We start from the raw sequence: 14,196 nt of genomic DNA, 5'->3' as shown, positions 1-14,196 counted from the left end.
GTCAGCCCGCGCCGTCGAAGCCCGCCTGGCGCCAGGTTTCAAACACGGCCACCGCGACCGCGTTGGACAGGTTCAGGCTGCGATTGCCCGGGCGCATGGGCAGTCGGATGCGCTGGGCTTCCGGAATCGCATCGAGGACATCGTCGGGCAGGCCGGCGGTTTCGCAGCCAAACAGCAGGGCATCGCCCTCGGCGTACGCCACGTCGGTGTGCAGGTGCTTGCCGCGGGTGGAGAAGGCGAATACCCGGGGGTGGCCAATGGCGGCGAGGCAGGCGTCGAGGTCGTCGTGGACGGCGACCGGGGCGAACTCGTGGTAGTCCAGCCCTGCGCGGCGCAGGCGCGTGTCGTCCAGCTCGAAGCCCAACGGACGTACCAGGTGCAGCGTCGCGCCCGTGTTGGCGCAGAGGCGAATCACATTGCCCGTGTTGGGCGGAATCTCGGGTCGGAACAGGATGACGTGGGGCATGCCCCCATTATGCCGCCGCGCGCGGGCAAACGATGCCATCCGGGGGCAGGGCGCAGCGGTTGGCGACGGCACCGACCGTGCCCTTGCTGGCCAGCTGCACCGGGTTGCCCTGGTAGGTCAGCATGTTGCCGAGGATGAGACCGCACACCAGCAGCGAGGCGACGAGCAGGCTACGGAGCATCAAAAGTTCGTGGTTCATGGCAGGGTTCCTTGAAGAAGGGGCCGGGGTCAGACCATGCCGCCGAGGGCAAGGACGCAGATGACCATCGTGGTGGCGAGCAGGCTGGCGAGGATCGGCAGTTCGTATTTCATGGCGTTCTCTTGATAGGGCGTTGGGTCGGGGCGATGTCCCCGGGGCACGCTTAGTAACGCAAACGCCGTGCCATCTTTTCAGAGGCGCCAATCAGCTGATTCGTATGAGATTTGTCAGGTAGGTGCTTTCTTGTGCCCCTGTCCGCGGACACCGGCACCCGGTAAGCGGACACCGTCCGCGGCCATGACGTGCCGCCGATTGCGTCGGAAGGTTCGCACCGGATAGCCTCGGGGGATCAACGGGCCATGAGGGCCCCAGGAGCCGTGCATGAAGAAACGCCTCGCCCTGCTGGCCGCAGGGCTGATGTCCGTCGCCGGTGCCGCCTCAGCGGCTACTCCCTCCGCCGACGGCATCCCCGACATCCCTTACAAGCGCTTCCAGCTGCCGAATGGCCTGACCGTGGTCGTGCACGAAGACCACAAGGCCCCCGTGGTCGCGGTCAGCATCTGGTACCACGTCGGTTCGGCCGACGAGCCGAAGGGCAAGACCGGCTTCGCCCATCTGTTCGAGCACCTGATGTTCTCGGGCTCCGAGAACCACCAGGGCACGTATTTCAAACCGTTCGAAGTGGCTGGCGCCACGGATCTGAACGGCACGACCTGGTTCGATCGCACCAACTACTTCGAGACCGTGCCGACCACCGCGGTCGACATGGCCCTGTGGATGGAATCCGATCGCATGGGCCATCTCCTCGGTGCCATCGGCCAGAAGGAGCTGGATACCCAGCGCGGTGTCGTCCAGAACGAAAAGCGCCAGGGCGAGAATCGCCCCTATGGCCGCGTGGACGAGAACGTGCTGCTCAACACCTATCCCGCCAACCACCCCTATCACCACGAAACGGTCGGCTCGATGGTCGACCTCGACGCTGCCTCGCTCGGCGACGTGAAGCAGTGGTTCCACGATTACTACGGCGCCGCCAACACCACGCTGGTGCTGGCCGGTGACATCACCGAGGCGCAGGCGAAGGAAAAGGCCGAGAAGTACTTCGGCGACATCCCTGCCGGCCCGCCGGTGCCGCGCCAGCAGGCGTGGATCACGCCGCTGGAGAAATCCACCCGGGGCATCCAGCACGACCAGGTCGCGCAGACCCGCATCGTGCGCACGTGGATCGCCCCGCAGCTGGGCACCGACGACGCGATCAACCTCGACCTCGCCACCACGGTGCTTGGTGGCGGCAAGACGTCCCGCCTCTACCAGCGCCTCGTCTACAAGGACAACCTGGCCGATGACGTCAGCGTCGGCATCTCGCCGTTCGCCTTGTCCAGCCAGGTGCAGCTGTCGGTGGACGTGAAGAAGGGCGTCGACCCCGCGAAGGTCGAGGCCGCCGTGGCCGACGTGTGGAACGAATTCCTCGCCAAGGGGCCGACCGACGACGAACTGGCCCGTGCCAAGGTGGTCAACCGTGCCGGCTTCGTGCGCGGGCTGGAGAAGGTCGGTGGCTTCGGTGGCAAGGCGGTCATCCTCGCCGAAGGCCAGGTCTACCGGAACGATCCGGAGGCCTACAAGAAAGACCTTTCGCGTGCGCAGGCCGCGACGGTCGCGTCGGTCCTCGGTGCCTCGAAGAACTGGCTCGGCAAGGGCAGCTACACGCTGACCGTGCTGCCGGCGCCGAAGGGCTTCGATCCCGCCGCCGAAGACAAGGCCGTCAGCAGCCTGTCGGATGCACCGGGCCGTCCGACGGCCGTCATGCCGGCGGCGAAGACCTATACGGTGGCCAAGGCGGGCATCGATCGCAGCGGTGGCGTACCCACCGTGTCGACGTTCCCGAACCTGTCGTTCCCGAACCTGCAGCGCGGCAAGCTCAAGAACGGCATCGAAGTGGTGCTGGCCGAGCGCCACACCGTGCCGGTCACCCAGGTGCAACTGCTGTTCGATGCGGGCTACGCCGCCGACCAGGGCCGCAAGCTCGGCACCGCGGCGTTCACCGCACAGCTGCTCGACGAAAGCACGAAGTCGCTGGACTCGGTGGCCGTGGCCGAACGCAAGGAACGGCTGGGCGCGATCATCGGTTCGAGCTGCTCGCTGGATACCTGCAGCGTCGGCCTCAACGCCCTGAACAGCGAGCTTCGTCCGTCGCTAGAACTGTTCGCCGACATCGCGCGGAATCCCGCCTTCAAGTCGGAAGACATCGAGCGCATCCGTGGGCAGTGGATCGCCGGCATCGCGCAGGAGAAGACCGACTCCGACGGCCTGGCGCTGCGCTCCATGCCGCCGCTGCTGTATGGCAAGCACCACGCCTACGGCATTCCGTTCACCGGCAGCGGTTCGGAAGAAGGCATCGCCTCGCTCACCGCGGCGGACCTCTCAACGTTCCAGCACGACTACCTGCGCCCGGACAACGTCCGGATCCTGGTCGCTGGCGACACCACGCTGGCGCAGATCCTGCCCCAGCTGGATGCCGTCTTCGGCGACTGGACGGCACCGTCGTCCGCCATCCCGAAGAAGAACATCGGTGAGGTTGCCGCCCAGCCGAAGCCGCGCGTGTTCCTGATCGACCGTCCGGATGCTCCGCAGTCGCTGGTCCTTGCCGGCCTGCTGGCGCCGTCGACCAAGGCAAAGGACGCGATCGACCTCGGCATCGCCAACGGTGCCTTCGGCGGCAGCTTCACCTCGCGCCTCAACATGAACCTGCGCGAGGACAAGCGTTGGGCCTACGGTGCGCACAGCATCCTCACCGATGCCCAGGGCCAGCGTCCCGTGCTCATGTACGCGTCGGTGCAGACCGACAAGACGGCCGAGTCCGCTGCGGAGATCCTCAAGGAGTCGCGCGACGTCATCGGCGCGAAGCCGTTGACCGACGAAGAAGTCGAGAAGATCCGTGCGCAGCGCGTGCGTGCCCTCCCGGGCAGCTTCGAGACCACCGGCGCGGTGCTCGGTGCGATGAACGGCATCGTCATCTACAACCGCCCGGACGACTACGTGCAGACGCTCAAGCCGCGCATCGAAGCGGTCAACCAGAAGGGTGCCGAAGCCGCGATCTCGCAGGTGATGAAGCCCGATGCGATCACCTGGGTGATCGTGGGCGACCTGCGCAAGATCGAAGCGCCGGTGCGTGCCCTCAACCTGGGCGTGGTCGAGGTGGTGGATGCGGATGGCAACCCGGCGAAGTCGCCGGTGAAGTCGCCCGCAAAGGCCGCACACACCGTGGCGAAACCGGCTGCAAAGTGACTGATCGCGAAGGCGCGGTGAGGATTCTCATCGCGCCTTCGCCTTTGTCGGGCTAGCATTGCCACCGAACGCGTCATCTCCGGAGCCATCCATGCGTAAAGCCCTGTTCCTCCTCATCCCCCTCGCCACGCTCGCGCTCTCCGCCTGTGACTGGGGCATCAAGCTCGACGACCGGGCGCGCAACGTGCGCACCGCCTGGAACGGCGATGTCGGCAGCTGCAAGGACCAGGGCAAGGTCAGCGTCTCGGTCACCAGCCGGGTCGGCCCGGTCGACCGCAGCGACCTGAAGGTGCGCGACGAACTCGAAGTACTCGCACGCAACGAAGCGGCCAAGCTGGGCGCGGATACGGTCAAGCCGCTGGGCGAGCCGCGCGACGGTTCGCAGGACTGGGGTGCCTACACCTGTGGCGGTCGCGTCGTCGGCCCGCAGGGCAACAACCCGCCGCCTCCGCCGCCGTCCAACAGCGCGCCGCAGGGTGGCTTCGAAACCGTGCCGTTGAAGAACTGATTCAAAGCATGCGCACGCCTTCGCCCGCATGCGCGGCGAAGGTGCTCGCCACCCAGTCGATGAAGACGCGCACCCGCGGCGAGAGCTGCCGGTTGTGCGGATACAGCAACGACACCGGGGTCTCCGTCGGCGGATAGCCGGGCAATACTTCGACCAGCCGTCCCTCGGCCAGGTCGGCCACCACGTTGTAGTACGGCACCTGGATCAGCCCCAGGCCCATCAGCGCGAGCGCCTTGTTCGTGTCCGCACCGGTGACGGTGACGACCGACGGCAGTGCCACCGTGCGAACCTTCCCGTCTTCGATGAACTCCAGCGGCAGCGTGCCGCCGGTTGCGGTGGAAAAGAACCCGATGGCCTGGTGGCCGTCGAGGTCGTCGGGCGTGCGCGGCACGCCGTGGCGCTCCAGGTAAGCGGGGCTGGCCAGGGTCACCTCGCGCAGCATCGCGATCCGCCGCCCGGCCATGCTGCTGTCCGACAGGTCACCTGCTCGCAGCACGCAGTCGACCCCTTCGCGCACCAGGTCCACCCAGCGATCCCCTTCGCCGATGTGCACCCGCAGCCCCGGGTAGCGGGCGAGGAAGTCGGGCAGGGCGGGCAACACAAAGGTGCGCGCCAGGATGCCATGCATGTCCACGCGCAGCAGGCCGGTCGGTCGCGCATCGGTGAACGCGGCTTCCGCATCTTCGATGTCCGCGAGGATGGCGACACACCGCCGGTGGTAGGCCTCGCCATCGAGCGTCGGCGTGACCGAGCGCGTGGTGCGCTGGAGCAGGCGTACGCCAAGCCGGGTTTCGAGCCGCTTGATCGCCTGGGTCACCGTGGAGCGTGGCAGGTCGAGGTCGGCCGCGGCGGCCGTGAAGCTGCGGCGCTCCACGATCCGCACGAAGAGCCGCATCGTGTCGAAACGGTCCATAGACATCGTGTTGTTCCACTGGGACGAATAGTGAAGGCCATTCTAGCGGGATTATCCGCACGCCAAGAACGTCCATCCTGTCCCTGTCCGGCCATCCTGCCGGTTCCGGAGAAACGAGATGAACAAGCACATCAGCAAGGTTGCGATCGTCACGGGTGCCTCGCGGGGTATCGGCGCCGCCGTGGCAAAGCGCCTGGCGAAGGATGGCTTCACCGTGGTGATCAACTATGCGGGAAGCGCCAGGGCGGCCGAAGAGGTGGTCAACGCCATCGTCGCGGCGGGCGGCAAGGCCATCTCGGCGCAGGCCGACGTGTCGAAGCCCGCGGAGGCCCGGCGCCTGTTCGACCAGGCTGTCGAGGTCTACGGCGGCGTCGACGTGCTGGTGAACAACGCGGGCGTCATGGCGCTGGCCAACGTTGCGGACCTTACCGACGAAGACTTCGACCGCCTGTTCGCGGTGAACGTGAAGGGCAGCTACAACACCATGCGTGAGGCGGCGAAGCGCCTGCGCGACGGCGGCAGCATCGTCAATTTCTCCTCCAGCGTAGTCGGCCTCCTGCAACCGGGCTACGCACCTTACGCCGCGACCAAGGCCGCCATCGAGGCCACGACGATGGTGCTGGCGCGCGAGCTGCGCGGCCGCAACATCACGGTGAACGCCATCGCCCCCGGCCCGACCGCCACCGACCTGTTCCTCAACGGCAAGTCCGACGAGTTGGTCGACAAGCTCGCAAAGCTGGCCCCGCTCGAACGCCTCGGCACCCCGGAGGATATCGCCGCGGCCGTGGCCTTCCTGGCCGGTCCGGACGGTGCGTGGATCAACGGCCAGGTGTTGCGCGCCAACGGCGGCATCGTCTGAGGCAGCCCCTGTCCCGCTAATCTTGTGAAAAGATAATATCCGTCTATTGAATATACACAACTGAACTATATACTTATGGGGTAACCAGCTACTGGCCCTGCCCCATGAGTGATTTCGCCCCCACCGAAGCCCGCCTGGACGTCACGATCCAGAAGTACCCGGCGTTCCCTCGCGAGCCGGCGGTGCTGGTGCGCCTGGTCAAGCACCTCTACAAAGAGGTGCACGACGAAGCCAATGCGGTGATGAAGCCCTACGGGCTGAACCATCCCGAATACAACATCCTGATGATGTTGTACGGCGCCCCGGACAACGCCCTCAACCCGACCCAGCTCGCCGACGCGGCGGGCGAGAAGCTGGCCAATGTCACGCGCCTGTCCACCCGCCTCTGCGACATGGGCTACATCGCCCGCGCCGCGAGCGAGGACGACCGTCGGAAGATCGAGCTGACCCTGACGCCGGCGGGCCTCGCCCTGATCGAGAGTTTCCTGCCGGATATCGTCACGCTTCTGCACCGGCAGACAAGTAACCTCAATCCGACGGAGCAGGCTCTCCTCGAGGCTCTGCTGAAGAAGATGCTGGCCGGGTTCGAAGGCTGAGCGAGACCACCATGCCTGCCGTCAACGCCACCGTTGCCACTCCCGACACACGCCACGTCGTGGTCGAGACCCTGCGCGAGGAAGCGGCCATCTGGCTGTTCGTCGTGAAGACGCTGGTCGCGTTCTTCCTCGCCGGCTGGCTGGCGATGCGCTTCGACCTGCCGGCACCGTCGACCGCGATGCTCACCACGATCATCGTGGCCAACCGACAGTCGGGCATGGTGCTTGCGAAAAGCTTCTACCGCGCCATCGGCACGGTCGGTGGCGCCACGATGGCAATCGGCATCGTCGCGGCGTTCCCGCAGGAGCGCGACCTGTTCCTGCTGGCGCTGTCGTTGTGGATCGGCATCTGCGCTGGCGGTGCCACGCTGTATCGCAACTTCAAGTCGTACGCCTTCGTGCTGGGTGGCTACACCGCCGCCATCGTCGCCATCCCGGTGATCGACAACCCGCCCGGCGTGTTCGATTCCGCCGTCGCACGCCTTTCGGAAGTGCTGCTCGGCCTCCTGGTCAGCGGCGTGGTCAACGACGTCGTTTTTCCCAGCCGCATGCGCGACGTGCTGCGGCGCTCGGCGCGCGAGCAGTTCGCGCACTTCATCGACTTCGTCCGTGGCGCGACCCAGGGTTCGATCCCGCGCGAGGCGATGGAAACCGCACACCTGCGCTTCGTCCGCGACGCCGTGACGCTGGAAGACCTGCGCAGCTCGGTGATCTTCGAGGATGCCGAGGCGCGTGCGCGCAGCAACCACCTGCGCCTGTTCAACCAGCGCTTCATGGCCGCCTCCACCAGCTTCCAGTCGCTACACCACCTGGTGAACCGGCTGAATCGCGCAAAGCGCGAGCTGGCGGCGAGCACGCTGGTTCGCCTGTACGCGCCGATCGGCGAGGCGCTGCACGTGCCGATCGAAGCCGGTAGCGGCGCGCGTACCCTGTTGCCGCGCCTCTCGGCAGCACGCGATGCCATGCGCAACAACCTTGGCACGCTGCGCGCCACCCTGGCCGATCCGCAGGACCTCCGCGACTTCGACACTGGTGCCGCCCTGTTGATGCGCTTCGTCGACGAGTTGCATGCCTATGTCGATGCCGCCGCATCCCTGCAGGCGCCGCGGGTCATCGGCGGTACGGCCGAGCGCGTGCGCTTCGACCGTGGCAACGACTGGCTCGGCGCCGGCCTCGCCACGTTCCGCACCACACTGACGATGCTCGTGCTTGGCTTGTTCTGGATCTATAGCGCGTGGCCGATGGGCTCCAGCGCGATGCTGCTGGCGACGATCTTCGCCGGCCTGTTCGCGACGGCGCCGAATCCGACCCGGGTGACATGGATCGTGATGCTGGGTTACCTCGCCGGCATGGTCGCCGGGTTCGTCTGTGAGTTCTTCGTGCTCACCCAGATGGACGGGTATGCGCTGCTCATCGCCGGGATCGCGCCGTTCCTCGCGGTCGGGCTGGTGATGATGATGAGCCGGACGCTCGGCTCGTTCGGGCTGGGCTGGTCGATGGGCCTGGCCTACATCCTGTCGCTGAAGAACGTGCAGGTGTACGACCCCGCGCACTTCATCAACGATGCGATCGCGCAGGTGGTCGGGCTCGGTGCCGCCGCGGTGTCGTTCGTGGTCATCCCGCCGGCGATCGGCAGCGCCTGGCTGCGCCGGCGCCAGCTGGCACGCCTGCGCGGCCAGGTCGCCCTTGCGGCCGAGGCACCGTTGCCCGGCCTGCGGCACCGCTTCGAGAGCGTCAACCACGACCTGGTCAGCCAGGTGGTGGCGCAGACCCAGCCGGGCAGCGCGGATTCACGCGCGTTGATCGCGTGGGCGCTGGCCGTCCACGAAACCGGCCGTGCGCTGATCGAACTGCGTCACGACGTGGCGCGCCGCGAGGTGCCGTCCACGCTGCGTCCGTACCTCGATGCCGCGCTGCACACGCTGGCCCGTTTCTACGAGAAGCCCGACCCGGCGGGTTACCTGCTGGCGCGCGATGCCGTCGCGACGGCGATCGCTGGCGTCGGCGAACACGACGGGTACGCGCACCTGCTCGAACACCTCCACCTCGTCCGCATGGCGCTGCTGGATGGCGAGTCCGTCCTCGCCGCGTACATGCCCTCCGCCCCCCTGGCCAAGGAGATCGTCCATGCCCCGTGAGATCGCACTCGGCGACGCCCTGGTTCCCGGGCTGCTCGTCCTCTTCGTCCTGGCGCTGGCGGCGCTCTGGCTGCTCGACTGGCTGGCCGGCCGTTTCGGCCTCTATCGCCTGGTCTGGCACCCGCCGCTGTTCCGCCTCGGCGTGTTCGTCTGTGTCTTCGGCGCGTTTGCGTTGTTCCTTATCTGAGTGACCCTGCCATGAAACTCACCACCGTGATCCGCTTCGCCATCACCGCCGCCATCGTCGTGGTCGCGGCGTTCGTCGGCCATGCGTTGTGGAAGCACTACATGTATTCGCCCTGGACCCGCGACGGCCGCGTGCGCGCGGAGATCGTACGCATCGCGCCCGACGTCGCCGGCATCGTCACGGACGTGCGTGTCATCGACAACCAGACGGTGAAGAAGGGCGACCTGCTCTTCGTCGTCGACAAGGCGCGTTACGTCAACGCGGTGAACCAGGCCCAGGCCAACCTGCATGCGGCGCAGGCTGCCGCGCGGGCGTCGGGCGCGAACATCAATGCCGCCTCGGCCAGTGCCCAGCAGAGCCGTTCGAACTTCGAGATGTACGAAGCGCAGTCCGAACGCCGGCAGAAGTTGATCAACAACGTGATCTCGGCCGAGGACAAGGCGAATGCCCTGGCGGCGGCCAATGCGGCCAAGGCGGGCTGGCAGGCGGCGCAGGCCAGCACGAAGCAGGCCTCCGCGGCGCAGGAGCAGACCCTCGCCGCGGTCGCGCAGGCCGAAGTGGAAGTGGCCGCAGCGCAGCTAAACCTCGATCGCACCGAGGTGCGTGCCCCGGTCGATGGCTTCGTCACCAACCTCGACGTGCGCGTAGGCGACTACGCCAGCGCAGGCAGCGCGCGGCTGGCGCTGATCGACAGCCACTCGTACTGGGTGTACGGCTACTTCGAAGAGACCAAGCTCCCCGGCCTGCGCGTCGGCGACCCGGTGGATATCCGCCTGATGGCGGGCGGCGCGCAGTTGCACGGCCACGTGGAGAGCATCGCCCGCGGCATCACCGACGCGGACAACCCGACCGGCAGCGACCTGCTCGCCGACGTGAACCCGACCTTCAACTGGGTGCGCCTTGCCCAGCGCGTGCCGGTGCGCGTGCGCATCGACGCCGATCACCTGCCGCAGGGCGTGGTGCTCGCGGCGGGCATGACGGCGACGCTGGTGGTGCGGCCTTCCGTCAGGCAGTAAGCCGCTTCAGCCGTAGCTGGAGCCACTTGTCCACGTCGGGCCATTCGGTGGCGAGGATGCTGTAGCAGACGGTGTCGCGCAGGGAACCGTCCTCGCGGCGCTTGTGGGCGCGGAGCACGCCTTCGCGTTTCGCGCCCAGCCGCTCGATGGCCTTCTGCGAATCCTGGTTGTAGGCATCCGTGTGGAACTCCACGGCGACCACGCCCAGGTTTTCGAACGCGTTATCCAGCAGCAGGTGCTTGCACGCCGAATTCAGGTGACTGCGCTGCCAGCGCTTCGCGTACCAGGTGTAACCAATGGCGACGCGGTAGGGGTCGGGCGTGATGTCGTAGTAGCGGGTGGTGCCGGCGATCGCGCCCGTGCCGTTCTCGCGAACCACGTAAGGCGTCATGCGGCCCTCGACCTGGCCGCGCAGGGCCTTCTCGACGTAGGCGGTCATCTGGCCGGGTGCCGGGACGGTGGTGAACCAAAGGTCCCAGAGGTTGCCATCGGCCGCGGCCTGCTCCAGTTCGGGAACGTGGTCCAGGGCCATGGGTTCCAGGGTGACCCAGGCATTTTCGAGGCGATCGGCCATCGGTCGGGCTCCTTCAGGCGTCCAGGTCGGGGATCAGGCGGCTTTCGATCCGGGAAATCGTGTCCTTCAGCAGCAACTTACGCTTCTTCAGGCGGGTGAGCTGGAGTTCGTCCCGGCTGATGGCCTTGGCCAGGTGCTCGATGGCGTCATCGAGGTCGCGGTGCTCCACCTTGAGCTCCGCGAGGCGTTGGGACAGCTGGGTCGGATCCTGAACCTGCATGGCGGCGGCCGGCGGCTGGGGGAAGCCGCAAGTTTACCCCCCGGCGTGTCGCGCCGCAGCAGCTACAATAGGCAGCTCGCCCCCTCCGAAGTCCCTCGCCGCATGTCCGCCCATCCCGACGCCACCCGTAAGCACACCTACGAAGCCGGCAAGCTGGCCAAGCGCCTGCGCCGCCAGGTGGGCCAGGCCATCGCGGATTTCGGCATGATCGAAGACGGCGACAAGGTGATGGTCTGCCTGTCCGGGGGCAAGGACTCGTACACGATGCTGGACGTGCTGTTGTCGCTGCAGGCGAAGGCGCCGGTTCGCTTCGAGCTGATCGCGGTGAACCTCGACCAGAAGCAGCCGGATTTCCCCGCGCACATCCTTCCGGAATACCTCACCGAGCGCAGCGTCCCGTTCCACATCATCGAGCAGGACACCTACAGCGTCGTCACCCGGGTCATCCCGCAGGGCAAGACGATGTGCAGTCTGTGCTCGCGGATGCGTCGCGGCGCGCTATACCAGTGGGCCGCGAACAACGGGGTGACGAAGATCGCGCTGGGTCATCACCGCGACGACATCCTCGGCACGTTCTTCCTGAACATGTTCTACCAGGGCAGCCTGAAGGCGATGCCGCCGAAGCTGCAGTCCGACGACGGCAAGCACGTCGTTATTCGTCCGCTGGCCTATTGCCGCGAAGACGACATCGCCGCGTATGCCGACGCACGGGCGTTCCCGATCATCCCCTGCAACCTGTGCGGCTCGCAGGAGAACATGCAGCGCAAGGTGGTCAAGCGCATGCTGGAGGACTGGGAAAAGTCCCATCCAGGCCGCAGCGAAACGATGTTCCGTGCGCTTGGCAACATCGCGCCGACCCAGCTGATGGATCGCAGCCTGGTCGACTTCGCGGGCCTTGGCGCTCGCGAAGGCGCGGCGCGCGCCGACACGCATGCCTGGCTTGGCGGTAGCGACACCGCCGACGACAACGATTAAAACTTTCCCTTCACCGCTTCAAGGCCTTCCGACCATGTCCCTGTTTTCTGCTGTCGAACTCGCCCCGCGCGATCCGATCCTCGGCCTGAACGAAGCGTTCGGTGCCGATACCCGTACCGACAAGGTCAACCTCGGCGTCGGCGTGTATTACGACGCGAAGGGCCACGTGCCCCTGCTGCGCGCGGTTCGCGAAGCCGAGAAGGTGCGCGTCGAAGCGCAGCTGCCGCGTGGTTACCTGCCGATCGACGGCATCGCGCTGTACGACAGCGCGGTGCAGAAGCTGCTGTTCGGCGAAGGGTCGCCGCTGCTGGCCGAGCGCCGCGTCGTCACCGCGCAGGCACTGGGCGGCACCGGTGCGCTGAAGGTCGGTGCCGACTTCCTCAAGCGCCTCAATCCGGACGTGCCGGTCGCCATCAGCAACCCGAGCTGGGAAAACCACCGGGCGCTGTTCGAAGGCGCGGGCTTCAACGTCGTGGAATATCCGTACTACGACGCGGCCTCGCATGGCGTGGACGTCGAGGGCATGCTCGGCGGCCTGGCGAAGCTGCCCAAGGGCGCCGTGGTCGTGCTGCATGCGTGCTGCCACAACCCCACGGGCGTGGATCTCACCGACGCCGACTGGGCGCGCGTGATCGACGCCGTGCGCGCGCATGGCCTCGTGCCGTTCCTCGACATCGCCTACCAGGGCTTCGGTGACGGCATCGAAGCGGATGCGGTGGCCGTGCGCCTGTTCGCCGACGCCGGCCTGCCGTTCTTCATCGCCAGTTCGTTCTCGAAGTCGTTCTCGCTTTACGGCGAACGCGTCGGCGCACTGTCGATCGTCACCGGCTCGCACGACGAAGCCGTGCGCGTGCAGTCGCAGCTCAAGCGCGTCATCCGCACCAACTACTCCAATCCGCCCACGCACGGCGCGGCCGTGGTGTCGGCGGTGCTGAACCACGCCGACCTGCGCGCCACGTGGGAGGCCGAGCTGGGCGAGATGCGCGAGCGCATCCGCGCGATGCGCCGTGGCCTGGTGGAGCGCCTGGCGAAGGCCGGCGACTTCGGCTTCATCGAACGCCAGCGCGGCATGTTCTCGTACTCGGGCCTGGGCAGCGCACAGGTCGATCGCCTGCGCGAGGAGTTCGGCATCTACGCCGTGGGCACCGGCCGCATCTGCGTCGCCGCGCTCAACGACGCGAACATCGACCGGGTGGCCGACGCCATCGCCCGGGTCGTCTGAGCCACGCCACGATCCTTTCGCCGGTGGGCGCATCGCGCCCGCCATGGCTATCCCTTCGCAAGAGAATCATCGATACATGTTCTTTCGTAACCTGACGCTGTTCCGCTTCTCCGACACCGTCGCGACCGACCTGGATCGCCTGGACGACGTGCTTCCCGAACACCGCCTGCGCCCGGTTGGGCCGATGGAGCTGTCGGCGCGCGGCTTTGTCTCGCCGCTGGGGCGTAACGAAGAAGCGCTGACCCACGTGGTGGCCCGCAACGCGATGGTCACCGTCGGTAGCGAAGATAAGCTCCTGCCGTCCTCCGTGATCAACGACGAAGTGGCCAATCGCGTGCAGAAGATCGCCGAGGAAGAGGGCCGCAAGGTCGGCGGGCGCGAGCGCAAGAAGATCAAGGACGACGTGCTCAACGAGCTGGTGCCGCGCGCCTTCGTGCGCAGCTCGAAGATGCGCGCCTACGCCGACAAGAAGAACGGCTGGTTCATCCTCGATACGTCCAGTCGCAAATCGGCTGAGAACACGCTGAGCCAGGTCCGTGAGGCGCTGGGCAGCTTCCCGGCGGTGCCGCTCGCGCCGGAAGAGTCGCCGCGGATCCTCATGACCCACTGGGTCGCCACGGGCGAACTTCCCGGCGGCCTGGCGCTGGGCGACGAGTGCGAGCTGCGCGATCCGGCTACCGCGTCGGGCGCCATCGCCCGTTGCCGCCGCCAAGATCTCGACACCGATGAGATTCGTGAGCACCTGCGCACCGGAAAGCAGGTCTTCCAGCTTGGTTTGGTCTTCGACGACCGCATTTCTTTCGTACTAGGCGAAGACCTCATCCTGCGTAAAATCAAGTTCACGGACGTCGTCCTGGATGAACAGGCTGACAGCCACGAAAGTGCGGCTGCCGAGATGGATGCCACGTTCACCCTGATGGCCCTGGAATACGAGCGCCTGCTGGGCAAGCTCGAAGAATGGTTCAAGCTTCCTCGCCCGGAATGATCCGGGCCGGTCGCATCACGTGATACCGCGGGATGGGATGTTCGTCGGGATCGATA

At 66.7% G+C, this 14,196-nt stretch carries 15 protein-coding genes; 10 read left to right on the top strand and 5 right to left on the bottom strand.

What is annotated here, in order from left to right; translation table 11 throughout:
* Position 1: 1 nt before the first annotated feature.
* Positions 2–466, bottom strand: coding sequence for a tRNA (cytidine(34)-2'-O)-methyltransferase (locus tag KPL74_16110; GenBank protein QWT19262.1), 465 nt, complete (start codon positions 464–466; stop codon positions 2–4).
* A 7-nt stretch (positions 467–473) separates the two neighbouring features.
* Positions 474–665, bottom strand: coding sequence for a hypothetical protein (locus KPL74_16105; GenBank protein QWT19261.1), 192 nt, complete (start codon positions 663–665; stop codon positions 474–476).
* 381 nt (positions 666–1,046) lie between these two features.
* On the opposite strand from KPL74_16105, the gene KPL74_16100 reads away from it, so the two are divergent.
* Together KPL74_16100 and KPL74_16095 are read left to right on the top strand one after the other, a co-directional pair.
* Positions 1,047–3,947 (top strand): insulinase family protein, encoded by a 2,901-nt coding sequence (locus KPL74_16100; GenBank protein QWT19260.1) that lies wholly within the window; start codon positions 1,047–1,049, stop codon positions 3,945–3,947.
* Positions 3,948–4,038: 91 nt separating this feature from the next.
* Positions 4,039–4,455, top strand: coding sequence for a DUF4156 domain-containing protein (locus KPL74_16095; protein ID QWT19259.1), 417 nt, complete (start codon positions 4,039–4,041; stop codon positions 4,453–4,455).
* A 1-nt stretch (position 4,456) separates the two neighbouring features.
* Here KPL74_16095 and KPL74_16090 read toward each other — a convergent pair whose 3' ends face one another.
* Positions 4,457–5,374 (bottom strand): LysR family transcriptional regulator, encoded by a 918-nt coding sequence (locus KPL74_16090; GenBank protein QWT19258.1) that lies wholly within the window; start codon positions 5,372–5,374, stop codon positions 4,457–4,459.
* Between the two features lie 112 nt (positions 5,375–5,486).
* Here KPL74_16090 and KPL74_16085 point away from each other — a divergent pair, with 112 nt between their 5' ends.
* The 5 genes from KPL74_16085 (at position 5,487) to KPL74_16065 (ending at position 10,164) form a co-directional block, all read left to right on the top strand.
* Positions 5,487–6,227, top strand: coding sequence for an SDR family oxidoreductase (locus tag KPL74_16085; GenBank protein ID QWT19257.1), 741 nt, complete (start codon positions 5,487–5,489; stop codon positions 6,225–6,227).
* Between the two features lie 104 nt (positions 6,228–6,331).
* Positions 6,332–6,823, top strand: coding sequence for a MarR family transcriptional regulator (locus KPL74_16080; GenBank protein ID QWT19256.1), 492 nt, complete (start codon positions 6,332–6,334; stop codon positions 6,821–6,823).
* Positions 6,824–6,834: 11 nt separating this feature from the next.
* Positions 6,835–8,961, top strand: coding sequence for an FUSC family protein (locus KPL74_16075; GenBank protein ID QWT19255.1), 2,127 nt, complete (start codon positions 6,835–6,837; stop codon positions 8,959–8,961).
* Positions 8,951–9,148 carry a DUF1656 domain-containing protein gene (locus KPL74_16070; GenBank protein QWT19254.1) on the top strand — a complete coding sequence of 66 codons (198 nt, stop codon included), beginning with the start codon at positions 8,951–8,953 and terminating at the stop codon, positions 9,146–9,148. The genes KPL74_16075 and KPL74_16070 overlap by 11 nt, the downstream gene beginning before the upstream one ends.
* Positions 9,149–9,159: 11 nt before the next feature.
* The gene (locus KPL74_16065; GenBank protein ID QWT19253.1) at positions 9,160–10,164 is read left to right on the top strand and encodes an HlyD family secretion protein; all 1,005 of its coding nucleotides are present in this window, start codon (positions 9,160–9,162) and stop codon (positions 10,162–10,164) included.
* On the opposite strand, the gene KPL74_16060 is transcribed toward KPL74_16065, so the two are convergent.
* Both KPL74_16060 and KPL74_16055 read right to left on the bottom strand, forming a co-directional pair.
* The gene (locus KPL74_16060) at positions 10,154–10,738 is read right to left on the bottom strand and encodes a GNAT family N-acetyltransferase (GenBank protein QWT19252.1); all 585 of its coding nucleotides are present in this window, start codon (positions 10,736–10,738) and stop codon (positions 10,154–10,156) included. The two genes, KPL74_16065 and KPL74_16060, sit on opposite strands and share 11 nt — an antisense overlap.
* Positions 10,739–10,751: 13 nt before the next feature.
* Complete coding sequence (locus KPL74_16055) at positions 10,752–10,958, bottom strand: DUF465 domain-containing protein (protein ID QWT19251.1); 207 nt, start codon at positions 10,956–10,958, stop codon at positions 10,752–10,754.
* 102 nt (positions 10,959–11,060) lie between these two features.
* Between KPL74_16055 and ttcA the strand changes: the two genes are divergently transcribed.
* The 3 genes from ttcA to KPL74_16040 all read left to right on the top strand — a co-directional run bounded on the left by ttcA (position 11,061) and on the right by KPL74_16040 (position 14,140).
* The gene (gene ttcA / locus KPL74_16050) at positions 11,061–11,933 is read left to right on the top strand and encodes a tRNA 2-thiocytidine(32) synthetase TtcA (protein QWT19250.1); all 873 of its coding nucleotides are present in this window, start codon (positions 11,061–11,063) and stop codon (positions 11,931–11,933) included.
* Between the two features lie 34 nt (positions 11,934–11,967).
* Complete coding sequence (locus tag KPL74_16045) at positions 11,968–13,155, top strand: aspartate/tyrosine/aromatic aminotransferase (GenBank protein QWT19249.1); 1,188 nt, start codon at positions 11,968–11,970, stop codon at positions 13,153–13,155.
* A gap of 76 nt (positions 13,156–13,231) precedes the next feature.
* Positions 13,232–14,140: a recombination-associated protein RdgC gene (locus KPL74_16040; protein QWT19248.1), complete on the top strand. Its 909-nt coding sequence runs from the start codon at positions 13,232–13,234 to the stop codon at positions 14,138–14,140.
* The last annotated feature ends 56 nt before the right edge of the window (positions 14,141–14,196 follow it).

Origin of the sequence: Bacillus sp. NP157, from assembly GCA_018889975.1 — a bacterium.
Taxonomy (GTDB): Bacteria; Pseudomonadota; Gammaproteobacteria; order Xanthomonadales; family Rhodanobacteraceae; genus Luteibacter.
The sequence above is the reverse complement of the archived record's forward strand: the minus strand, read 5'-3'. Positions and strand labels throughout refer to the sequence as shown.